This window comes from Thermomonospora sp. CIF 1, from assembly GCF_001896795.1.
In the GTDB taxonomy this organism is placed as follows: domain Bacteria; phylum Actinomycetota; class Actinomycetes; order Streptosporangiales; family Streptosporangiaceae; genus Thermomonospora; species Thermomonospora curvata.
Genome location: NZ_MOYN02000002.1, coordinates 119,622 through 141,913, shown reverse-complemented (window position 1 = coordinate 141,913; position 22,292 = coordinate 119,622). Strand labels below are relative to the sequence as shown.

Sequence of the window (22,292 nt, the reverse complement as noted above, 5' to 3'; positions counted from 1 at the left end):
GGTGCGCCATGCTCCATGGAGGGCGTCTTCGTCGGGCGCGGGCGGCCCATCAGTTCCACCGGGAAGATCCATTCACCGTGCGTTTGATCATGGTCTTGGCCCGATCAGTCAGCACCATGTAGCCCTCCGGTGAGATGCGCCGGCCGCGGCCCTGCCCGCCGGCCTGGGCCGATCCGGCGGCGGACTTTTTCAGCACACCGTTTCCGCAGCTCAGGACAGGCGGGAGGGGGTGGTGGCCCGCGATGGCGGGGCACCGTGCGCCGCCGGGGCTCCCGTATCTCGGCCGCTCGAGACCACGTGTTGCAAAGGTTCGGTGGCCCACCCCTCCGCAGCGTGGGTCATGATCGAAGAGATGATCAGCGAGAGGCCTTGCGGCGTGCGTTCACCGGTCGCGCTCGGAGGTGTCCGGGGCGTGGCGGGCGTCCGGGAGCGCGCCGCGCTCGGACGGGGGGTCCGGCTCCTTGGCGGCCTTGGGGGCGGTGAAGTCGTGCTCCAGATCGACGTCCTCGCGGAGCTTGGCCATCGCCCGGGAGACGGTGCTTTTGACCGTTCCCACGCTCACGCCGAGAACCTTGGCGATCTCCGGTTCCGGCAGGTCCTCGTAATAGCGCAAGATGACCGCCAGGCGCTGCCGCTCGGGCAGCCTGGCCAGGGCGCGGGAGAGGGCGTCGTGCATCTCGCTGCGCCGGGTGTGGTCGTCCACCGGCCGGTCGGGCAGCACATCGGTGGGGTAGATCTCCAGCTTGCGGCGCCGCCACCAGGAGATGTGCGTGTTGACCATGGCCCGCCGCACATAGCCGTCCACCGCCGCGCGGTCGTTGATGCGGTCCCAGGCCAGGTAGGTCTTGGCCAGCGCCACCTGCAGCAGGTCCTCGGCCTCGGTGCGGTCGCCGGTGAGCTGCCGGGCGGCGCGCAGCAGCACGGGCCCCCGGTCTGCGACGTACCGGTGGAACTCCTCCTGCTGGGCCCTGTTCACCTGGTCACCGATCCCAGGGGGCTGCCTCGTCCCAACCCGCGACCTCCCGGTCCCCGGGGCGGTGCGCACCGGCGCCCCGGTCACGTTGCCAAGGGGTGCACCGCATGCGGCCGCGACCCCCGTCCGCCCGGCGCTCCGTGCCGGCCGTCCGAAGCGCCCGTCTGCCGTCGTGTTTCGACCCTCGCACGGGGACCGTAATTTCGGATCAACAAAAACAACATATTCGGGTCAACCTGAAGGTGATTCCTCCATCCGGGTGTTGAGAGGCTCATCCCGCTGACCGATTTGAACCGACATATCCGTCGACAGGAAGGCCACCGCCCGTCAATCTTGACTGACCGCCCTGACAGCCGTGCCGACAAAAGACCGCCTTCCGGAGCGCCGATGCCCCAGCCCGACGGAGCCCTGAGACGGCTGCGCAGCCGGGCCGTATTCGACCTGCCCGCCCCGCCCGCCGGAGCCGTGCCCGACGCGCCGCCCCGCGCCGTCCGGGGGACGATCGTGGACGCCAGCCCGCACCTGCTCGTCCTGGACACCGCGGCGGGCGAACCGGTGCGGCTGCCGATGGCCCCCACCACGTCGGTCTGGCACGGGGGACGCTCGGGGCCGCAGGCGTTGACGCCCGGGCGGGAGGCGATCGTACGGCTGGACGCCGACGGCTCCGTGGCCGAGCGCGTGTGGGTCGACATCACGCGCGTCACCGGAACGATCCTGTCCTGCGACCGCGACGGCCGGCAGGTGGAGGTGGACGGCGGGCCGCACCGCGGCCGCACCCTGCTCACCATTCCCGAAGACGCCCTGCGCAGGGTGCTGGTACGGCACCCCATGCTGGAGCCCGGCTACCTGATGGACGTGATCTGCGTGCGCTCCCCGGACGGGCCGCGCGCCGTCCGTCCCGGCACCTCCCAGCCCGGCCACCCGGCCGACCGCATCGTGCCGGCCCCCGCCGACGCTCCCTCCCCGCAGACCGTGCAGGGCAGCGCGACCTGGTTCGACGGCCCGGCGGCGGGCCGGGCAGCGGGCGCCGCCTACCCGGCGGTCGATCCGGAAGGGGACGCCGGCGGCTGCGCCGACGCCCCGCAAGGGTGCGCTCCGCTGCCCTGCCTGTCTCGCGGCAGCGTGCTGATCGTCCGCAACGAGTGCAGCGGACGCGCCCTCAAGGTGCCGATCGTCGAGTGCGGCTGCGTCGCCGCCCGCTACTGCGACCGGTGCGTGGAGTGCGGAACGTCCCCCCGCGGCAGGATCGTGGAGCTGACCCCGGTCGGCTTCGCCGCTCTCGGCGGGGACCTGGACGCCGGCTGCTTCAACGTCACGCTCGACTTCACCGCCACCGCCGCGGCTTTTCACCCCGCTCCGGAAGGATCGCCATGATGACCATGGTCAGTGACGCCCAGGTGCTCCTGCTGGCCGCGGTGCTGACCGGCGCCGGGCTCGCCAAGCTGCTGACCGGCGAGCCCGCGCCGCAGCGCCCGGAGCAGATCCACGGCATCCAGGTGCCCTCCGCCGAACCCGGCTGGGCGGTGCTGCTGCGGCGCAGCCGCCCGGTGGCCGTGGTGCACGGGCTGGTGGAGGTGGCGCTGGGCGTCGCCTTGATGCTGTCGGCGCACCCGGCGGTGCGGGTGGCGACCGTGCTGCTGCTGGGGGCGGCCACCTGGGTGGTCGGTGAGCTGCGGCAGCGCACCCCCGACGCCGGCTGCGGCTGCTTCGGCGCGCTGAGCGATGAGCGCATCGGGCGGCGCGAGATCGCCCGGGCCGCGCTGCTCACCGTGGCCGCCCTGGCCACCCTGGGCGGGACGGCCGACGGCATGCAGGTCCTCACCGGCGGGCCGTGGCAGACCTGGGCGCTGTGCGCACTCGAACTGGCGGCGCTGACCGCCCTGTCCCGCGAGCCGGCCGCGCTGCTGCGGCGCCGGCGCCGCCCCGCGGTGCCGTGCGAACGCCGCCGCAGCCCTTTGCGGGAATCCCAGAAGATCCTGCGACGCAGCCGCCCGTGGCGGCAGTACCGCGCCCTGCTCGACAGTGATGAGCCGTTGGACGTGTGGCGCGAGGGCTGCTGGCGTTTCCTGGCCTACCCCGCCCACCGGGACGGACGCCCCGTGGAGGTCGTGTTCGCGGTGTCCACCGCGCATCGCGACCGCACCGTCCGGGCCGCCGTGCTCGACCCCGCCCCCCGCGAGGACGCACCGTCAGCGCCCGCCCCCGCCACACCCACCTCCCAGGCCACCGGCCCTTCCACAGCCGCGCCCGGGGCGGCCGTCCTTCCCGTCCCTCCGTCGCGGGAGCACCGCAGCACCGAACCTCCATCCCCGGGAAACGGCGCCGAGACCGCGCTTTCGGCGGCCGGCTCCCCTGCCGCTGCTTCCCACGAGCACCACGACGGCGAACCCGCGCCCCCGGGCACCGACGTCGCCCAGGCCGCACCACCGTCGAGCGGGTCCTCTGCGGCGGCGTCTCAGGGGCATCACGGCGGTGAACTCACGGCTTCGGCGGCGGGATCCGCCGCGGTCAAGGCTTCGGGGGGATGCCGATGCGCGGCCTCGGCCGTCGGGGCGGGCGGTTCAAAGGCCGGCGACGCGGCGGCCGGTGCTCCCGCCGGCGGGGAATGCCGGGAGTGCGCGAGGCAGTACGTCATGTCCCGCTGACCGTCCGGCCGAAGGGACGGGCGGTCTTGCCCGGGCTCCCGCATGCGTGCCTTGGGCTTTCTACGGTGATCTAGCGGCAGAACTAGATCGCCGTAGAAAACGCGACACCCGGGGCAAGGGAAATCTAGTGCTCTCTAGGGTTGCCCCTAGGAACACCTAGATTTCTTGAGTCACATGAGGTTCGTGTGGCTCTCCAGTCGCAGCGGTGGGCAGCCGCCCACGGTCCCAGCAGCGCGGAGGTCAGTTCGGCTGGGATCGCAGGAACTTGCCGAAGTGGGGCACGGTGAAGGCGACCAGGCCGCGTTCGGCGCTGTAGATCAGTCCTTTCTTGATCAGGCCGTCCCGGGCGGGCGAGAGGCTGGAGGGCTTGCGGCCCAGCGCCTCGGCGACCGCGGCGGTCGGCACCGGGTCGTCGCCCAGCATGGCCATCGTGCGCATGTAGTCGCGTTCGGCGGGGGTGGCGCGCTCATAGCGGCTGCCGAAGAAACCCACCGCCAGTTCGCTCTCGGCCTCGGGGGCGGCCACCTTGACGTCCTCGGCGGTGATCGGGCTGGCCGGGGCCAGGTCCCAGGTCACCTTGGCGTACGCCTGGACGAAGTAGGGGTAGCCGTCGGCCGCCTCATACAGCGCCTCCAGCGCCTCGGGGGTGTAGGTGACGTTCTCGCGTTCGGCGGGGGCCAGCAGCGCCCGGTCGGCGGAGGCCCGGTCGAGGCGGTCGATGCGGGCGTAGCGGAACAGCCGCTCAGAGTAGGACTTGCCGGCCGACAGCACCGCCGGCAGGTGCGGCAGGCCCGCCCCCACCACGATCAGCGGGCCGCCGACCTGCGACAGCTCATGGCAGGCGGCGCACAGCGCCGAGATGTCCTCGGCGGGCACGTCCTGCATCTCATCCACGAACAGCCCGATGCCGACCCCGAGGTCGGTGGCGACCGAGGCGGCGTCCACGAACAGCTCGGTCAGGTCGATCTCCAGGTCGCCGGAGTCGGCCCGGCCCCGCACCGCCGGCACGTCGATGCCCGGCTGCCAGCGGTGCGCCCGCGCCCGGCCCTTGCCGGCGGGTTCCTCACCGGCCTGGGCGAACGCCTTGAGCACGCCGAGGAAGTACTCGATGCGCTCAGGAGCCCGGTGGCGGGGCGCCAGCTCCCGGACCGCCATGTGCAGCGCGGAGGCCACCGGGCGGCGGATGGACTGCTCGGGACGGGCCTCGATCTTGCCGGTGCCCCACAGCCGCTGGATCGCCATCGAGCGGAAGGTGTTGAGCAGCACCGTCTTGCCGACCCCGCGCAGCCCGGTGATGATCATGCTGCGTTCGGGGCGTCCCCGGGCCACCCGCTCCAGCACCACCTCGAACTGCTGCAGCTCGCGGTCGCGCCCGGCCAGCTCGGGCGGGCGCTGCCCGGCGCCGGGAGCATAGGGGTTGCGCACGGGGTCCACGGTCTCGGAGCGTATGAGCTCATATAGCTGCGGCCGTAGATTTCCATAGAAAACGCCACGGCGTGTCGTCCGCCGCGCGCCACGGCACCGGGCCCTGTCCGCAACGCCCGCAGGTGTCGCCCCCATGCCGCCTCCCGGCGTGTGACCGCATGCCTCCCCACGAGTCGAACCTGTGTTCGACTGTTCGAACACAGTAGCGCATGCCGGCCCGTCCCGTCAGCAACCCCGGCGCGCCTAGACGGTCCGGCCCCGCTTGAACGCCTGGGCGACCTCCACCACCCTCCTGGCCTGGAACTCGATCGCCGCCAGCTGCGTCTCGCCGGGCGGGATCTCCCCGTTCTGCGAGGTGTGGCTCGTCCCGTAGGGGTTGCCGGAGCGGAACTGCACCGGGTCGGCGTAGCCGGGCGGGACGATGATCGCGCCCCAGTGGTAGAAGGTGTTGTTCAGCGCCAGGATGGTGGCCTCCTGCCCGCCGTGCTCGGTGGCCGCCGCGGTGAACGACGAGGCGATCTTGTTGATCAGCCGCCCGCCGCCCCACAGCGGGCCGGTGCTGTCGATGAACTGCTTGAGCTGGGCCGCCGGCATGCCGTACCGGGTGGGCGCCCCGAGCATGATCGCGTCCGCCCAGTCCAGGTCGTCCAAGGTGGCCTCGGCGATGTGCCGGGTGGCCTGGACGTGCTCGCTCCACATCCGGTTGGCGGCGATCACATCCGGCGGGGCCATCTCCCTGACCTTGCGCAGCCGCACCTCGGCCCCGGCCTTCTCCGCCGCCAGCCCGGCCGCCTTGGCCAGCTCGTACACCGTCCCGGTCGCCGAGTAGTAGATGACGGCAAGGCGCACCGGCCCGCTCAGGTCGTAAGACATGCGCACTCCCTTGGTCGCATCTGTGCCGCTTCGCACTCGGGGACCGTCCGCTCCCCGCCCTGGGACGATCCCGCCGCGGTCGTTCACCAGGGACGGTATCGGTCGATCGGCTCTCATACCGCCCGTCCGCGAGAGTTCTCGATCATCGGACGCGTGGGATTGCGCATACGCCGCACCGCCGGGGCGGACGTCGGCCGGGACCGCCTCAAAGCCCGCTCGGACGGCTCATGGAAGGACGCGCGGCCCGCAGGCTCCGGACTCAAGGATCGGCCGGGCGGCCCCGCCCGCGTCCCCGATGAAGATCAAGAACCGGGGCGGCGCAGCCCCGTCAGCGTGGCGTAGACGACGGTGTTGTCGCGGTAGGCCCCGCTGGACTTGTCGAAGGCGCCGCCGCAGGTGATCAGCCGCAGTTCCGCGCGGTTGCCGGTGGGGCCGTAGACCCGGCGGGTGGGGAACTCCTCCTTGCGGTACCGCTCCACGCGGTGGACGGTGAACACCGCGTCCGGCCCCGCGGCCCGGCCGATCGTGATCACATCGCCGGGGCGCAGCGCGCCCAGCCGGTGGAAGATCGCCGGGCCGGTCCCGGAGTCCACATGCCCGACGAGCACCGCCGCCCCGGCCTGTCCCGGCCACGGCCCGGCCGCATGCCAGCCGATCGCATCATGGCGGCGGGGCGCCGGGAGCCGCCGGTCGGCGTCCACCTGCAGCGGTTCCAGCCTCCCGGCGTCCACCCCGATGGCGGGGATCGTCACCCTGACCGGCTCGGAGCGGGCGTGGAGCGGGGCGGCGGCCTCCACGGGGCGCGCCAACGGCCGTCCTTTGGCGGGGGCGGGCGGCTCTCCGTCCAGACCGGTGACGATCAGCGCCGCGCCCGCCGTTCCCAGCGCCACGGCGGCCAAGGCCGCCAGGCCGAGACCGGGCCAGGGCGACTTCTTCGCCGAATGCTTGCCCATCGGGGTTCACCGGCCGCGCCGCAGCCGCCGTCCCCATGCCAGGGCGCCGCCCGCGGCGGCGATGAGGAGCGCGCCCAGCCCGAGCAGGCGCGGGTCGGCCCCGGCGGCGCCGCCCTCGCCGGCCGACGTGCCGCCCTGGGGGACGGGCCTGACCTGGCCGCAGGTCGCCGGGAAGGTGGCCTCGGCGTACAGGGAGGGGTCCAGGTCGCTGAGGCCGGCGTCGGAGTCGTAGCGGCCGTTGCCGTTGACGTCGACGCCGTACTGGACGATGGTGACCCGGCCCGCTTCGAGCGCCGCCGCGACCCGGTCGGGCACCCGGAAGGCGCGGCGGTAGGAGAGGGTGCCGCCGGCGTCGGCGGCGGGCATGCGCGTCACCGCCAGCGCGCTTTGCGGCCCGGTGTCGCCCTCGGTGGTCAGGGAGACCTGGATGTCCCCGGTGTAGGGCACCAGCTCGGCGGTGCTGAGGGCGCCGTCGCCGGCCGCCTGCGGGGGCGGGCACGTGTCGCGCCCGCCGAAGCGCAGGTGCTGCAGGTGCGGCTGGTCGGCGGTCATCCCGCCGGTGGTGATCTCGACGGTGAGCAGGTCGCCGTCCAGCGCCATGGTCGCACTGCCGCGGGCGCCGGAGCCGCTCAGCGGCCCGAGATCGGCCTGGAAGACCCTGGCCTGCTCGGCGTGCCCGGGCGGGGCCGCCGCCGCGAGCGCCAGCGGCACCGCGAGCGCGGCCAGGGCCAGCCTGGTGCTGTCCACGCATCCCCCCTCGGGACGGCCCGGCGCCGCCCTGGGCACCGGGACGGCCGGCGGTTTCCCTCGGCCTTCCCCTTATCCCCGAGCCGGGTGACGACACCGGAGCCCTTCTCATCCGGGGTGGACTTTTACCGGTCGGCAGATGCGGCGCATGAATTTCTCAACGTGCACCTGTATTCACTTTTGCTTCTCTTGAGGAGCATTTCGCCGGTGGCGCGCGCTGTGCCCGTGGGATGGACATGGTTTGAGACGCGGCGCCGGCCTGGGAACTCGTTCGTGAGCATGATCCGCGCCCTCAGGCCGGCGCCGCGGCGCCGCTCGGCCGCGGGACGGGCCGGAGACCGAGCGGGGGAACGCGGGACCACTATTGCAACTAGTTTGCAACTACGGCAAGGCCGCAAGTAAGGCAGGAAACCTTCACGGCATCGCCCCCGCCGCCTTGACCATGGAGACGGCATGGTGCAGAAGGTTCCACGAAGAGCGGGGGGAGGCCGGTGGTGCAGGCTCCTGAACTGATACGTGATCACTGGTGGTGGCGGCCGGGAATGCGGCCCGGACGGCGGATGCTGCTGTGGCACCTGCTGGTGGACGACCAGCCGCAAGTGCGCGAGCTGGCCGGGCGCTTCCGGGAGCGCCTGGCCGGATTGAGCGGGCTGGACCCCGTCCCGGACGAGTGGCTGCACATCACCACCCAGATCGTGGGGTTCGCCGACGAGATCCCCCGGCACGAGGTCACCGCGATGCTCACGGCGGTGACCCAGTCGCTGGGGAAACTGCCGCCGATCACCGTCCGGATCGGGCGGGTGTACGTCTACCTGGAGGGCGTGGCCATGGGCATCACGCCCGAGCGGGCGCTCGACCCGGTGCGCGAGGCCATCCGCGAGGGCATCGCCCAGACCATCACCACCCACCACATGGACGACCTGGACGACCGTCCGGTGTGGACGCCGCATGTGTCGGTCGCCTACAGCAACGCCGACGGCCCCACGGCCCCGATCCTCAAGGCGCTGGCCGATCCCCCCGAGCCCTGCGAGTTCACGGTGCGCCGGGCCCACCTGGTGGAACAGGTGCGGGACGGCCACCTGTACCGGTGGGAACCGGTCGCCGCCGTTCCCCTGGCCGGCGCCTGACGTCCCGGGAGAGAAAATCAGTCGTTCCCGCCCGTCCCGGGTGGCCAGACTGGCGTCCATGAGCGTGCGCATCGACGATCCGGCCAGGCTCGGCCGGACCCTGCTGCCGGGCCGCCGGGTGCTCGGCTGGGCCGAGTGGGGGCCGCCCGACGGGATCCCCGTGCTGCTGTCACCGGGGGCGGCCACCGGACGGTGGCTGGGGGTCGGCGGCGGCGTGCCCGATGCGCTGGGCGTGCGCCTGATCTCCGTCGAACGGCCCGGAACGGGCGTCTCCACCCCACTTCCCGGCCGGACGTTCGCCGATCACGCCGCCGACATCGGCGCGTTCGCCGCGCTGCGCGGCCTCGGCCGGCCGCTCATGGTCGCCAACTCCCAAGGCGCACCGTTCGCGCTGGCCTGCGCCGCCGCGGGGGTCGTGGCGGGGCTGGCCGTGGTGTCGGGCGCGGACGAGATCGCCGCGCCCGCCTTCGCCGCCGCCCTGCCACAGGAGCTGCGCGGCCTGGTCGAGCTGGTGGCCCGCGACCCGGCCCGCGCCGAGCGCACCTTCGCGGGCTTTGGTCCCGAGGCGATGTGGGACCTGGTCATGAAGGGCAGCCCGGCCTGTGACCTGGAGGTCTACCAGGACGCCGCGTTCGCGTCCGCCTACCGCCGGGCCCTTGCGGAAGGGTTCGCCCAAGGCCCGGCGGGTTATGCGCGGGACACGGTGCTGGCGATGGGCCGCTGGCCGTTCGACCTGGCGTCCATCACCGTGCCGGTCGACCTGTGGTACGGGGAGGAGGACACCTCCCACTCCCCGGACAACGGGGCCGTTTTGGCCGGCCGCATCCCCGGCGCCGAACGTCATCTCGTCCCCGGGATCGGAGGGGCGGTGCTGTGGACCCACACCGAGCCGATCCTGCGCACCCTCCTGGACCGGGCGGGATGAGGAGAACCCGCCGGGCGGGGCGGCGAACGCCGGGGAACGCCCTAAGGCGGTCAGCCGATGCCCTGCTCGTCGGCGGTGGAACGGTGGGGCACCCGCTGAGCGGGGATCTGCCCCATGCGTCCGGCCTGGTAGTCCTCGAACGCCTGGATGATCTCCTCGCGGGTGTTCATCACGAACGGGCCGTAGCGGGCGATGGGCTCGCGGATCGGCAGCCCGCCCAGCAGCAGCACCTCCCAGCCGTCCTTGCTGGCCTGCGGCTGGGTGTCGGCGGCCCGCAGCGTCAGCGCATCGCCGTGCTCGGTGCGGGGCGAGCCGCCGAAGACCGCCAGCTGCCCCTCCTCCACCGGGCGGTCCTCCGGCCCGGCGACGCCGCGGCCGGACAGCACGTACAGCAGGGCGTTGAAGTCGGCGGGCCACGGCAGGGTGAGGCGGGCGCCGGGGGCGACGGTGGCGTGCAGGTAGGTGATCGGGGTGTAGGTGATGCCCGGCCCTTCGTGCCCGGCCAGGGAACCGGCGATCACGCGCACCAGCGAGGCGCCGTCGGCGCTGGACAGCAGCTTGATGTCGGTGGAGCGGATGTCCTGGTAGCGAGGCGGCGCCCACTTCTGGGCCCGCGGCAGGTTCACCCACAGCTGCACGCCGTGGAACAGCCCGCCCTTGGCGACCAGTTCCGGCGGGGGCTGCTCGATGTGCTGGATGCCCGCGCCGGCCGTCATCCACTGGGTGTCGCCGTCGGAGATGAGCCCTCCGCCGCCGGTGGTGTCCTGGTGCTGGAAGGCCCCGTCGATGATGTAGGTGACGGTCTCGAAGCCGCGGTGCGGGTGCCAGGGGGTTCCCTTCGCCTCGCCGGGGGCGTACTCGACGGCGCCCATGTGGTCGAGCAGCAGGAACGGGTCGGCCAGCGCCAGGTCCATGCCGGGGAAGGGGCGGCGCACCACGAAGCCCTCCCCTTCCAGCTGGCGGCGGGCGCGGACGACCTTGGCGACGCGGCGGCCGGCCCGCTCCGCCTCGGGCATGCGCGGCAGGCGCGGCAGGGTGAGCGGGTCGGCGGTGATGGCGGGCATCGTGACCTCCAGCGGTCGGAAGACGTACCGGGAACGTACCGGGGAAGGGGACACCTGAGCAGAACGTAGTTGAAATCTAAATTATTCCGGCGCGATACGGGAGGCCCGATCCGCCCGGAAAGCCGGACAGCAGGCCACAAAATAGTTGAAACTTCAACTTAAAGACTATACTGGACGACATGAGCGAACCCCGATGGCTCGACGCCGGCCAGCAGCGGGACTGGCGCGCCTACATCGACGGCAGCACGCGCCTGCACGAGCTGCTGGACCGCGACCTGAAGGCCAAGCACGGGCTCTCGACCTCCGAGTACGAGATCCTGGTGCGGCTGTCGGAGGCGCCGGGCCGCGCGCTGCGCATGGCCGAGCTCGCCGAGCACGCCAGCCAGTCCCGCAGCCGGCTGTCGCACACCTGCACCCGGCTGGAGAGCAAGGGCCTGGTGCGCCGCGAAGCCTGCCCCAACGACAAGCGCGGCGTCTACGCCATCCTCACCGACGAAGGCTTCGCCGCCCTGGAACGCGCCGCCCGCGACCACGTGGAGACCGTGCGGCGCTTCTTCGTCGACGTCATCTCCCCCGAAGACCTCAAGGCCATCGGCCGGGCCTTCGGCGCGGTCGACGAGCACATCCGCGGCGTCCGCTGAAACCCTCCGGCCGCACTCACCCCATGAGGCCGGTGAGGAAACCCGCCGACAACAGCGTCAAGGCCACCCAGCCCCCCATCATCCCCAGGCCGTAGGGCCGCCAGGCGCCCCGCACATGCCAGGCGAACATGCCGCCCAGGCCGAACGCCAGCACCAGCAGCGCCACGAACTGCGGCATGCCCGAATCGCCCCGGCCCATCAGCGGCCCGTACATCATCACCAGGTCGATGAAGGCGAACGTGGCGAACCCCGCGGCGAACCGGACCAGATCTCCCCGGTCGACCTTGGCCAGGCGCTCCCAGGGCGGGACGGCGGGAGTCCGGATGATCGGCTCGGCCCGCCCGCGATCGGCGCCCTCCGATCCCAGCGCGAACAGCTCGTCCTCGAGAGTGGGGACGTCCTTGTCGTCCTGCCGGTCGGTCATCGCAATCCCTGCCGGTGCGTGGACAGACCATCTACCGGCACCGTAACGGATATCTTCCGTCCCGGCCCGGGAACACACCCGCGCCCCCTGCGATCGGTCCGGAGTGCCCGGGCACCTCCGCCGCCGTGCGATCCTGGAGACGTGGCTAAGAAACGCCTGATCAGCGTGGTTTTGGCGGCCATGGCGCTGGGCGGGGCGCCGGCCGGATGCGGCGGCGGCGAAGACCCCGACCGCACCGGTGCCGGAGAGAGCGTCTCCCCGCCCACGGCGAGCGGCCCGGCCGTCCCCCCGTCACCGGATCAGGACGACCGCCAAGCGGCCCGCTTCACCGCCGACATCAAGAAGGTGACCGCCGCGGACCTGCGGCATTCGTGGCGCGAGGGCTGCCCGGTGCCGCCCTCCCGGCTGCGGGCCATCGACATGACCCACTGGGGCATGGACGGCAAGGTCCACCACGGCCGCCTGATCGTCAACGCCTCCGCCGCCGAGGACCTGGTCGGCGTCTTCCGCAAGCTGTTCGACCAGAAGTACCCGATCGAACGCATGGAGCCGGTCGACAAGTACCGCGGCAGCGACTTCGACTCCATCGAGGCCAACAACACCTCGGCGTTCAACTGCCGCCAGGCCACCGGCTCGGGCAACTGGTCCCAGCACGCCTACGGCCTGGCGATCGACATCAACCCCTGCCAGAACCCCTATGTCTCGGCCTCCGGCCACGTCGCCCACAAGGACTGCGTGAAATTCAAAGACCGCTCCCGCAAGGACCCGGGCGTGATCCACAAGGGCGACGCCGTGGTCAAGGCGTTCGCCGCCATCGGCTGGGGCTGGGGCGGCGACTGGACCGGCACCAAGGACTACCAGCACTTCTCCAGCACCGGCCGCTGAGCCCCACCACACCGAAGGGGCAGGCGGTCGACGCTCCAAGCCCTGCCGCCGGACGGGGCGATGCCCCGAAACCCCGGGTCACCGCCCCCTTCGCCGAGCTTTCCAGCACGTAGTCCCGGTGGCTCGGGACGAGGACCTCGGCGATCTTCGAGGCCATGACGCCGCAGGCCACGGCACCGTCCCAGCCGCGCCATCCCCGCACAAGACCTGTGGGAACAGCGTGTTGAAAAGACTCACTGATCGCGTCGCAACGGGACAGCCCCGCCGGCAGGCCGCCGGTAGACCTTCGCCAGAGCCTCATCCAGCCCGCCCGGAGTGTCGGCGTGGATGAACTCGCCTGAACGCAGGCAGCCCACCGCCCGGACGCCGGCGCATACACCCGAGCCTCCGGGTAGTGCCTGGTCAGACCAAGCCAGGCAGCACCGACCTCCGCACGCTTCACCTCGCCCCCCAAGCGCGATCCCGGCTCGGAAAAGAGCGAGGACCGTAGGGCGTCACGAGCACCGTCCGGGGCCGCTTTCAATTCCGAAGCGCGGAGCCGCAGAGCAGCACTACGGATGGCCACGAAGCAGTGACGCGCCGCAACTCCGCCGTGACGATGACGGTAGGAGAGCGACGCGTCACACAAAGCACACTCTGTACCCCTATGGCAGGAGGTACAGACCGTACCCCTTAAGCGGCCAAGCCGAGGGTTCCGGCCAGATCCCGGACCTCATCGGCCACCGTCGCCGGGGGATCCGGCAGCATCGACGCCACCATGGACCGCGCGAACAGGCTGAACGCGAACGTGTCGTAGCTGGCCTCACGGGCCTTCAGCATCAGATGCACGGCCGCGACGGGATCACGTTGCCGGTGGTGAGCGCGGGCCACCTCCACCAGGTACCGGGACTGACGGGTACGGCTCGGAACCGCGGCTGGATCGATCCGTTCGGCCGCCTGCAAAGCCCGCCCGGGCTTCTGCAGGTCGAGGTGGATGGTCACGGCGTAGTGCTCGACCATCCCCGTCCCGATCATCAGCCACGGGTGAATGTATCCGGGCAGTCGCCGAACGGCCTCATACGCCGTGTCGTGGTGCTGCCACGCCTCCCCTTCACGGCCCAGCTTGGCGTGAGACAGCGCAACAGCCAGATGCATGAGCGCATACAGCGCCTGCTCCTCCGTCGACCGCTCCGGCCGCAACATTCGCGCGATGTCCAAGGCCAGCTCGACACGGGCTTCAGCCGCCTCACCGACATCCCGCCATACGTGGTTGAGGTACCAGGCGGCACCGGCCATGGCGATGGGGTCATCTGCATCCTGAGCTGTGATCATCGCCCGGTCGCTGACCATGTAGACCAGTTCGGGGGCTGGTTGGAATGCGCAGTACAACTGCGTCAGATGGTGAATCTGCGCGAGCTGCCGAGCGGCCCGGCGCCGCTCGTCGCCCTGCAGAGAGCGGACGGCCGCACCGGCGTCAGCCAACAGCCCCGGTAGCAAAGGAGCAATGGCGTCCCGCTCGCGCCGTTGGCCGTGCCAGCGCTGCCATGCCTGCTGGACCCTGCCGGCCAGGACATCAGCCGCCACCGGGTTCGTCGTCTTGGCCGGGTAGGCGGTCAGAGCACGCTTGATGGTGTCCAGCGAGGGATGAGAGTGCTTGGTGTAGGCGGCCTGCGACAGACGCGCTTCGCCGGTCAGGTCGAACAGGTCGACTTCCAGGATGTCGGCCAGCCGGAGAAGCATCGGCAGCCTGGGCATGTCCAGGCGTCCGGTCTCCAGCCCTTTGACCCATTCGGCGGACCGGCCGACCAGGCCGCCGAGAACCGCACGGGTCTTTCCGCTGCGCTTGCGGTGGTAAGCGAGCCGCTTAGAGAAAGGTGCTCCTGGGTCAAGCACACTGATAATCTCGGGCATAGGCCCCACACCTCCGCCTGGGTGATGTCGCGTTTCCCAGGCTACGGCGTGGGGCCTCGGCGCGTCCGAGATCGTTACGGGCCCGTTCCGGGGTCGGCTGGGCTATGACCCTCGTGAATGGGTGGCCCGGCGCTGTATCGGTGAACTTTGCCCTTGGCCGGATCCGGCATTTTGTAATCGTCTCACCACTGTGAGTATTGACCCGTGCGGTTGGCCTCCACCACCATGAAGGCGCCATTCCACTCCGACGTCGGAGGGAGCCGACATGGGAAAGCACTCCACGTCTCCACCGGAGGACAACCCCAAGCCAGAAGGTCCTCCCACCCAGGACGAACAGGGGCCTCCTCCCAAGGGGACGCACCGCAAGTGACCCCCGCGACCACCACGACACCTGAGTGGCTGGCCGAGGCGGTCGCCTCCGGGCGGTTGGACGCCGGATGGGTACAGGTGTTCGCCGCGCTGCCCCGGTCGCTGTTCCTTCCCGACGTGATCTGGCCGAAGGATCCGGACAGCGGTCAGAACGTGCGCGTCGACCGCCGCCGGGATCCCAGCGGCTGGGCGGCCTGGGCTGAGCAGGATGTCCCGATCGTCACCCAGTGGGACGACCAGCCTGACCCGGCCGCGGCCGGGCAGACGGCGACTTCCTCGTCATCGCAACCGTCGTTGGTCGCTGGGATGCTCGCCGACTTGGACGTCCGCCCCGGGCACCGGGTCTTGGATCTCGGTGTCGGGACCGGTTGGACCACCGCTCTGCTGGCCGCCCGGGTCGCAGCGGGCACGGTGGTCGGCATCGAGTACGACCCGGCCGTTGCGGAGGCGGCCCGGGCCCGCATCACGGCCGTGGGCCTGGTCGCTGATGTGATCGTGGGGGACGGTGCCGCCGGCTGGCCGGACGGCGCTCCTTATGACCGCGTCCAGTGCACCTACGCGGTCCGGCGCATCCCTACCGCGTGGGTGGAGCAGACCCGCCCCGGCGGGGTGATCCTCGCACCGTGGGAAACCACCCTCACCCACCAAGGCGCCCTGGTCCGCCTCACCGTTCAAGAAGACGGCATCGCCTCCGGCCCCTTTCTATGGCCGGTGCGGTTCATGGGCTCCCGCCCGGAACGCACACCACAGATCGACCGGAACGACTACCTCCCGCCCGGCGGGGGCTGGCCGCCCGGCACCGTCGAATCGGCCACTCGGCTGCGTCCGGCCGACCTATGGGACACTCCCTATGGCCCGGCGTGGTGGACGGTCGGCCTGCTGGTCCCCGACATGGTGTACGCCACCAGCAGCCGCAAGGACGGCACGGTTTTGGGCTGGCTGTTCAGCCTGCGATGCCGGTCCTGGGCCATCGCGTTCTTCGACGACGCCCCCGAGGCCGAGGTCTACCAGGGCGGCCCCCGCCGCCTGTGGGATGAGGTCGAGGCGGCCCACCGGTGGTGGACCGAACAGGGACGGCCCGGCCACGAGGACTTCGGGCTGACCGTCGGCCCGGACGGCGAACGGGTGTGGCTGCGCTCCCCGGACCGGCCGCTGCCTGCGACCTTGGCGGGGTAAGCGTCCACCGGCTGGGGCGAATCCCGGGGCGTGGAGGCGGACCTCTCCGATCACCCGCCCTTCTGCAACGCCGCCGCGGCGCGGAAGGTCATCTGCTCGGCCCGGAAGTCCACTGACGAGCCATCAGGCGGACACGAGGTGGGGAACAATCGTCGATCCGCCGGTGTGCCCCAGGCGGCGCCTCGAACGGGCGTTCTGGGGCACCACCGCAGATCGCACCATCCGCCGGGGCGTCGCGTTCCCCGGCGGGTTCAGGCGTGACGCTGGGCGGACGGGGCGAGGGCGGCGAACAGGCCGAGGCCGATGAAGGTGCCGCCGACGGCGTAGCGTTCGCCGCGCAGCAGGCGGACGTTCCGGCGCAGCCAGGGGCCGATGACGCCGGCCAGGAGCGCATAGGCGCCGTCCGTGCACAGGCCCAGCAGGACGAACAGCAGCCCGAAGACGGTGATCTGCAGGGCGGGGGCGCCCTTGGCGGGGTCCACGAACTGGGGCAGGAAGGCCAGGAAGAACAGGGCGAGCTTGGGGTTGAGCAGGTTGATCAGGAAGCCCTCGCCGAGCAGGCGGCGCCGTCCCTTCGGGGCGGGTGCGGGCAGGTCTTGTTCGGCCTCCGGCGATCGGCGACTCAGCAGCGTCCGCACGCCCAGGTAGATCAGGTACGCGGCGCCGGCGTACTTGACCACCATGAAGGCCGTCGCGGAGTTCACCAGCAGCCACGACAGGCCCGCCACGGCCGCGGCCACCTGCACGAGCGTGCCGATGTGGACGCCGAGCACCGCGGTGACGGCCGCGCGGGAGCCGTGCCGCAGGCCCTGGGACACCACGTACAGGACGGCGGGACCGGGGGCGATCAGAACGAAAGTGGCCGCGATCACATACACGGCCATGGTCGACATACTCGGCATTGGCACACGCTAATCGGCCCGGCCGCGGCGAGTCATCGGATTTTCCCGCCCATCGGCCGGGCCTCACCGTCTCGGTGAACCCCTTTTCAACACGCCCTCTCCGCCGGTCGAGCCGGGGACGATGCCGTGATCTGGAACGTCACAGTGCCGAACGCCCTCGATGCTCCCACCCGCGGCGCCCGGGGCCAGGTGCTGAAAAAGGTCCGGTCTGGATCGTTTCAAGCGGCGACCAGGGTGGCCTGGATCCTGGCCAGGTGGCCCTGCAGCAGCTCGGCGTCGAAGGGGACCACGGCCGACTCGTACTCCTGGCCCAGGGAGTTGAGCGTCTGCATCCACTCCCAGCTGGCGGCGATCTCCGCGTCGATGCGCTGCAGCTTGTCGCGGACGGCCTCGCCGACCCGGTGCCGCATCACCAGGATGCGCCACTGGCCGAGGAAGCGGCGGAAGTCCCCCAGCAGCCCGGCCGCCTCCCGCACCAGCGCGGCGATGTCGTGCAGCGCGTCGTTGACCTGCTGCACCTGCGCGGACATCTCCAGCACGCCGATGCGGCTGGCGTCGCACAGCAGCGGCACCGCGCTCAGCGCGTCGGCGGGCGCGGCGCCGTCGACGACCTCGGCGGCGAACGCGGCGGCCATGTGGTTGTACAGGCCGGCCAGCGAGATCTTGAAACGCAGCTCCGCCACGTCCGAGCGCAGCCGGCCCAGGGAGGCCTGCAGCCGCTCCAGCGCGTTCACCGCATCGTGCATGGGCAGGGCCATCACGCGGGCCACGTTCGCCAGCACCGGGGCGGAGTCGGCGACCACGTCCGAGGCGTGCTGGGCGTCCTGCACGGAACGATCCAACCGATGGGCGATCTCAAGCGCGTGCGCCGAGGTGCGGGCGAACTCCTCGCTGAGGTTCTGGTACTGGGCCAGCCGGCCGATGAGGTCGCCCAGCAGCCGGTCCAGCGCCCTGCTGCCCTCCAGGACCTCGGCGACCGGGCCGTGCGCGCCGGGCCGGGCGTGGGCCAGCGACAGCAGGTGGCTCTTGGAGGAGAGTTCGGCCGGCAGCGTGTCGAGCATGAACTCGTCGTAGGAGCCGAAGCCGTGCTGCTGCAGCAGGGTTTCGATGGTCCTCATCCCGACCAGGGCGGCCTCGCGGCGGCCGGCCCCATGCGTGCGCATCGCCTCGCGCTCGACCTCGACCGCCTGCGCGTAGATCTGCTTGGCCAGCGCGAACATCGGCCCGTCCGGGACCATCCGGACGGAGATGTAGCCGTCGTGGAGCGGGCTGATCGTCGCGTACACCCAGTAGGAGCCGCCGGTCTTGGTCTGGTTGCGCACGTAGGCGCCGACCGCGCGGCCGGCCTGCAGCCGGTCCCAGATCAGGCGGAAGGCCCCGCCGGGCATGTCGGGGTGGCGGACGATGTTGTGCGGCGCCCCGACGAGTTCCTCCAGCGAGTATCCGGAGACCCGGGCGAACACGGAGTTGCCCTGCCGGATCACACCGCGCCGGTCGGTGGTCGAGAAGAACAGCTCCTGTAGCCCTAGTACGCCCGAGCGGATGTCACTTTCCGTCAATGTGGGGGCACTCACCGACCATCTCCATTCACGATGCGCACAGCAGGACGCCGGCGGGCAGGAAAAATTCACGAAAAACAAGTAGCTACTTGTAAAATCTAGATCAAAAATAATGCGGGCGGCCACCTCGGCGAGTGTGAGATATGCCAAGGGTGTGAGATATGCCAAATCACCGGACCGCCCCGGGGACGGCCACCGGCCCCCGCCGCCCGCCGCCCCCACAGGAGAGTGAGCCGGTTCGGTCAAACGAACTCACGAGTAACATTTTGGATTTCAATTAAAATATATGGTCGCGGTATGACCGAGCTCCCGGGTGCGCTGATCGCCGGGCGGTACCGCCTCATCGCCGAGATCGGCCGCGGCGGCTGCGGCGTGGTCTGGCGGGCCCACGACGAACGGCTGCGCCGCGACGTGGCCGCCAAGGAGCCCCTCCCGCCCGTCCGGGCCGACCCGGCCCGCCTGGCCGAACGGCGCCGGCGCACCCTGCGCGAGGCCAGGTCGGCGGCGCGGGTCGCGCACCCGGCCGCCATCACCGTCTACGACGTGGCCGAGCACGACGGCCGTCCCTGGCTCATCATGGAGCTGATCAACGGCCGGGCGCTCAGTTCCCTGGTCAAACGAGACGGGCCGCTGCCCCCGCACCGGGCCGCCCGCATCGGCCTGCAGATCCTGGGGGCGTTGCAGGCCGCGCACGCCGCCGGGATCCTCCACCGGGACGTCAAACCCGCCAACGTCCTGATCGGCACGCTGGGCGGCCGGGACCGGGCCGTCCTCACCGACTTCGGGATCGCCGCCCGCGCGGACGAGCCGGTCCCCGCCGGTTCCGTCCCCGTCCTGGGGGCGCCCTCCTACACCGCCCCGGAGCGGGCGCGCGGCGAACCCGCCGTCCCCGCCTCCGACCTGTGGTCGCTGGGCGCCACGCTGTTTTACGCGGTGGAGGGGCACCGGCCCTACCCGGCGGCCGGCGCCGGCGCCGCCCGCCACGCCGTCTTGACCTGCGAGCCGCCCTACCCGGTCCACGCCGGCCCGCTGGCCCCGGTCATCACCGGGCTGATGCGCCGGGACGCCGCCGACCGGCTCACCGCGGCCCAGACCGCCGCGCTGCTCCACCAGGCCATCGCCCCGGCCCGGCACGCCCGCCGTCCCGGCCCCGCCCGCGCCGGACGCGGGGCCCCCGCACACACCGGACGGCAGGCCCTCGCCAAGGCCGCGGCCTTGATCGCGGGGAGGTCGGATGCGGGACGGGAGCATCCGCGTGCGGCGTCCGGACCGGTTCCCCGTCAGGCGCTCCAGCCGCCGGCGCGGAGGCGGCGAAGAACCGACGGGACCACCTGAGCGGTCACCCCGGCGCACCGCGGGCGGCATCCCGGAAGCGGTGAGACCGGGACGCTCGGAAAACACGACTAAGGGGCAGCGGCCCGGACGCCACTGCCCCTGGTACCGAGCGGAGAGTGTGGGATTCGAACCCACGAGGACTGTCCCCAGCCCTGGGCGCTTTCAAGGCGCCTGCACTAGTCCACTATGCGAACTCTCCATGCCATCGGTAGGCACCACGATAGCGGGACGCGCGGCGTGCTCGCGCGGCCCTTTTTCCGCGGGCGTGCGGCGCGCGCTCAGCGGGGCCAGGCGAAGCCGTCCGCCACGATGGCGGCGAGCTGCAGATACGCGTCCTGGCAGGCGGGGGAGAGCTGATCGAGGTCCACCTCGGCGCCCTCCTCCAGGTGGTCGTCGTAGGGGACGCGCACCACCGCCCGGCAGCGGCTTTCGAAGTGCTCTTGGAGCTTGTCCAGGTCGACGCTGCTCTTGGAGCGGGCGCGCACCATCGACAGCACCACCACACCGCTGCGCACCAGGTCGCCGTGGCCGTGGGCGTCCAGCCAGTCCAAGGTGGCGCTGGCCGAGCGGGCGCCGTCCACCGACGGGGAGCTGACCAGCACCAGCTGGTCGGCCAGGCTCAGCACCCCGGCCATCGCCGAGTGCAGCAGGCCGGTGCCGCAGTCGGTGATGCAGATCGAATAGAACTGCTCCAGCACCTCGGCGACCGCCCGGTAGTCCTCGGCGCTGAACGCCTCGCTGACCGCCGGGTCGCGGTCGGAGGCCAGCACCTCCAGCCGGGAGGGGGCCTGGGAGGTGAAGGCGCGCACGTCGGCGTACCGCTGGATCTGGTCGCGCTCGTTGAGCAGGTCCCGCACGGTCGCGTCGGTCTCCAGGCGGACCTTGTCCGACAGCGTGCCGCGGTCGGGGTTGGCGTCCACCGCGATCACCCGGTCGCCGCGGAGCGAGGCCAGCGTGGCGCCGAGCCCCACCGTGGTGGTGGTCTTGCCGACGCCGCCCTTGAGGGACATCACCGCGACCCGGTGGTGGCCGCCGACCACGGGGGTGCGGGCCCGGGCGATGAGCTCCCGGCGGCGCCGCTCGGCGGCCGACTCGCCGGGGCGGATCGCGCCGCCGGTCGCCTTGAAGATCATCCTGCGCCAGCCGCCGGACGGCGCGGTCTTGCGCTCGCGCAGCAGGGTCTCGGCGCTCAGGCTCTCTGAGGTCGGCGGGGCCGTGGGCGGACGCTGCGGCACCTCCTGAAGCGGCGGCAGCGGTGCCAGCGGCGGCCCCTGCTGCGGTGCGGGCGAACCGTAGTGCGCCGGCGGATAGGGCTGCGGCGGCCCCGGGTAGGGCCGGCCCTGGTAAGCGGGAGGAGCGCCGGGCGCCGCCGATCCGTCGGGGAACGCCTGGCCCTGCGGAGCCCCTGCCGGCGAAGCGGCGTCCTGCTGCGGCTGGCCCTGGTAAGCGGACGGGTCGCCGGAGAACGATTGATCCTGCGCGGCGGGAGTCCCCATGGGGGAGACGGCGTCCTGCTGCGGCTGGCCCTGGTAAGCGGATGGATCGCCGGAGAACGACTGGTCCTGCGCGGCGGGCGCCCCCGATGAAGCCGCGGCGTCCTGATACGCCTGTCCCTGATAGGCGGACGGGTCGCCCGGGAACGGCTGGTTCTGCGAGGGCGCGCCCGGCGAAGCGGCGTCCGGAAGCGGCAGCCCCGGGTAAAAGGGCGGCGCAGGCGGTCCGTCCGGCGACGGCGGGCTCTGGTAGGCGTGCGGCGGGAGCTGGCCGTCTTGAATCGGCTGCCCCGGATAGCCCTGCGGGTGGGCGGGAGCGGCCTCGGCTTGCGGGGAGTCCGCCGGGGCCTGCTCGCCTTGGGGCGACGGGTCCGCATAGGCGGGCGGGGCCGCATAGGGCGGTGCGCCCTGGTGCTGCCCGTCCCCAGCGGAGTGCGGCCCGGAGCCGTACTCCGGCGGCATGTCGCCCGGCTGCTGGGCGGCGGGCTCGCCGCCGTAGGGGGCGAACGCGGTCAGGGGAGGAGGCGGCGGGGGCGGGGCGAACGACGGCGGCCCGTTGTCCGGGGGCAGGGGCGGCGCATACCCCATCGGCCCGGGCTGGGCCGGAAGCGGCGGCGGGGACGCCGGCCAGGGGTTGGCGGGGAACTCGGAGGCCTGCTCGGCCGGCGCGGCGGACGGGGCCCCCTGCTCGGAGGAAGGGGAACCGCCCTGTTCTCTGCTCATGGCATCCAGGGAGGCCAGCTGTTCTTCGAGGGAACGACGGTCAGGATCGTTCTTCGCCACCGCTTCTCCCCTCCGGACATGTCCCCGCGCGATCGGTCAAGAACAGGTCGTCAGCAGCCTAAGGCACGTGATACTCCTCCAATGCCGTGAACGCACCCCGAAA

The 22,292-nt window shown here is 72.0% G+C and carries 18 protein-coding genes, 1 tRNA gene and 1 pseudogene; 8 read left to right on the top strand and 12 right to left on the bottom strand.

All coding sequences use genetic code 11. The features are described 5' to 3' along the window. Positions 1-493 precede the first annotated feature (493 nt). Positions 494-988 (bottom strand): annotated as a pseudogene (locus BUE48_RS00740) (SigE family RNA polymerase sigma factor); the annotation flags it as partial. A gap of 372 nt (positions 989-1,360) precedes the next feature. Between BUE48_RS00740 and BUE48_RS00735 the strand changes: the two are divergent. Then, the gene (locus tag BUE48_RS00735) at positions 1,361-2,347 is read left to right on the top strand and encodes a hypothetical protein (protein WP_286988326.1); all 987 of its coding nucleotides are present in this window, start codon (positions 1,361-1,363) and stop codon (positions 2,345-2,347) included. Next, a complete protein-coding gene (locus tag BUE48_RS00730; RefSeq protein ID WP_286988324.1) occupies positions 2,347-3,618 on the top strand; it encodes a MauE/DoxX family redox-associated membrane protein in 1,272 nt (423 codons plus the stop codon). The genes BUE48_RS00735 and BUE48_RS00730 overlap by 1 nt, the downstream gene beginning before the upstream one ends. Positions 3,619-3,858: 240 nt before the next feature. Here the strand turns inward: BUE48_RS00730 and BUE48_RS00725 are convergent, their stop codons facing one another. The 4 genes from BUE48_RS00725 to BUE48_RS00710 all read right to left on the bottom strand — a co-directional run bounded on the left by BUE48_RS00725 (position 3,859) and on the right by BUE48_RS00710 (position 7,616). Beyond that, positions 3,859-5,052, bottom strand: a complete 1,194-nt coding sequence (locus BUE48_RS00725; RefSeq protein ID WP_012850534.1) for an ATP-binding protein — start codon at positions 5,050-5,052, stop codon at positions 3,859-3,861. Between the two features lie 234 nt (positions 5,053-5,286). Continuing rightward, positions 5,287-5,916: an NAD(P)H:quinone oxidoreductase type IV gene (wrbA, locus tag BUE48_RS00720; protein ID WP_012850533.1), complete on the bottom strand. Its 630-nt coding sequence runs from the start codon at positions 5,914-5,916 to the stop codon at positions 5,287-5,289. 302 nt (positions 5,917-6,218) lie between these two features. Further along, on the bottom strand, positions 6,219-6,869 hold the full coding sequence (locus tag BUE48_RS00715) for a class F sortase (protein ID WP_286988320.1): 651 nt from the start codon (positions 6,867-6,869) through the stop codon (positions 6,219-6,221). A 6-nt stretch (positions 6,870-6,875) separates the two neighbouring features. Next, entirely contained in the window at positions 6,876-7,616 is a 741-nt protein-coding gene (locus BUE48_RS00710; protein ID WP_286988318.1) for a hypothetical protein, read from the bottom strand. Positions 7,617-8,107: 491 nt separating this feature from the next. On the opposite strand from BUE48_RS00710, the gene BUE48_RS00705 reads away from it, so the two are divergent. Then, positions 8,108-8,743, top strand: coding sequence for a 2'-5' RNA ligase family protein (locus BUE48_RS00705; protein ID WP_286988316.1), 636 nt, complete (start codon positions 8,108-8,110; stop codon positions 8,741-8,743). A 58-nt stretch (positions 8,744-8,801) separates the two neighbouring features. Continuing rightward, on the top strand, positions 8,802-9,668 hold the full coding sequence (locus tag BUE48_RS00700) for an alpha/beta fold hydrolase (RefSeq protein ID WP_286988315.1): 867 nt from the start codon (positions 8,802-8,804) through the stop codon (positions 9,666-9,668). A gap of 50 nt (positions 9,669-9,718) precedes the next feature. Here BUE48_RS00700 and BUE48_RS00695 read toward each other — a convergent pair whose 3' ends face one another. After that, positions 9,719-10,732, bottom strand: coding sequence for a pirin family protein (locus tag BUE48_RS00695; protein WP_286988314.1), 1,014 nt, complete (start codon positions 10,730-10,732; stop codon positions 9,719-9,721). Positions 10,733-10,911: 179 nt separating this feature from the next. Between BUE48_RS00695 and BUE48_RS00690 the strand changes: the two genes are divergently transcribed. Then, complete coding sequence (locus BUE48_RS00690; protein ID WP_012850527.1) at positions 10,912-11,373, top strand: MarR family winged helix-turn-helix transcriptional regulator; 462 nt, start codon at positions 10,912-10,914, stop codon at positions 11,371-11,373. 16 nt (positions 11,374-11,389) lie between these two features. Here BUE48_RS00690 and BUE48_RS00685 read toward each other — a convergent pair whose 3' ends face one another. Then, positions 11,390-11,797 carry a hypothetical protein gene (locus tag BUE48_RS00685; protein WP_012850526.1) on the bottom strand — a complete coding sequence of 136 codons (408 nt, stop codon included), beginning with the start codon at positions 11,795-11,797 and terminating at the stop codon, positions 11,390-11,392. A gap of 141 nt (positions 11,798-11,938) precedes the next feature. Here BUE48_RS00685 and BUE48_RS00680 point away from each other — a divergent pair, with 141 nt between their 5' ends. Continuing rightward, entirely contained in the window at positions 11,939-12,682 is a 744-nt protein-coding gene (locus tag BUE48_RS00680; protein WP_286988312.1) for a M15 family metallopeptidase, read from the top strand. A 672-nt stretch (positions 12,683-13,354) separates the two neighbouring features. Here the strand turns inward: BUE48_RS00680 and BUE48_RS00675 are convergent. Next, positions 13,355-14,572, bottom strand: a complete 1,218-nt coding sequence (locus tag BUE48_RS00675) for a helix-turn-helix domain-containing protein (protein WP_286988310.1) — start codon at positions 14,570-14,572, stop codon at positions 13,355-13,357. A 366-nt stretch (positions 14,573-14,938) separates the two neighbouring features. Between BUE48_RS00675 and BUE48_RS00670 the strand changes: the two genes are divergently transcribed. Then, positions 14,939-16,117 carry a methyltransferase domain-containing protein gene (locus BUE48_RS00670; RefSeq protein WP_286988308.1) on the top strand — a complete coding sequence of 393 codons (1,179 nt, stop codon included), beginning with the start codon at positions 14,939-14,941 and terminating at the stop codon, positions 16,115-16,117. Between the two features lie 251 nt (positions 16,118-16,368). Here BUE48_RS00670 and BUE48_RS00665 read toward each other — a convergent pair whose 3' ends face one another. Continuing rightward, the gene (locus tag BUE48_RS00665; RefSeq protein WP_286988306.1) at positions 16,369-17,010 is read right to left on the bottom strand and encodes a LysE family translocator; all 642 of its coding nucleotides are present in this window, start codon (positions 17,008-17,010) and stop codon (positions 16,369-16,371) included. A gap of 227 nt (positions 17,011-17,237) precedes the next feature. Beyond that, positions 17,238-18,593 carry a PAS domain-containing protein gene (locus BUE48_RS00660; RefSeq protein WP_286988304.1) on the bottom strand — a complete coding sequence of 452 codons (1,356 nt, stop codon included), beginning with the start codon at positions 18,591-18,593 and terminating at the stop codon, positions 17,238-17,240. A 282-nt stretch (positions 18,594-18,875) separates the two neighbouring features. Here BUE48_RS00660 and BUE48_RS00655 point away from each other — a divergent pair, with 282 nt between their 5' ends. After that, positions 18,876-19,913, top strand: a complete 1,038-nt coding sequence (locus BUE48_RS00655) for a serine/threonine-protein kinase (RefSeq protein ID WP_012850520.1) — start codon at positions 18,876-18,878, stop codon at positions 19,911-19,913. Positions 19,914-20,023: 110 nt separating this feature from the next. Here BUE48_RS00655 and BUE48_RS00650 read toward each other — a convergent pair. Both BUE48_RS00650 and BUE48_RS00645 read right to left on the bottom strand, forming a co-directional pair. After that, positions 20,024-20,112, bottom strand: a tRNA-Ser gene (locus tag BUE48_RS00650). 79 nt (positions 20,113-20,191) lie between these two features. Beyond that, a complete protein-coding gene (locus BUE48_RS00645; RefSeq protein ID WP_286988303.1) occupies positions 20,192-22,189 on the bottom strand; it encodes a nucleotide-binding protein in 1,998 nt (665 codons plus the stop codon). Positions 22,190-22,292 lie beyond the last annotated feature (103 nt).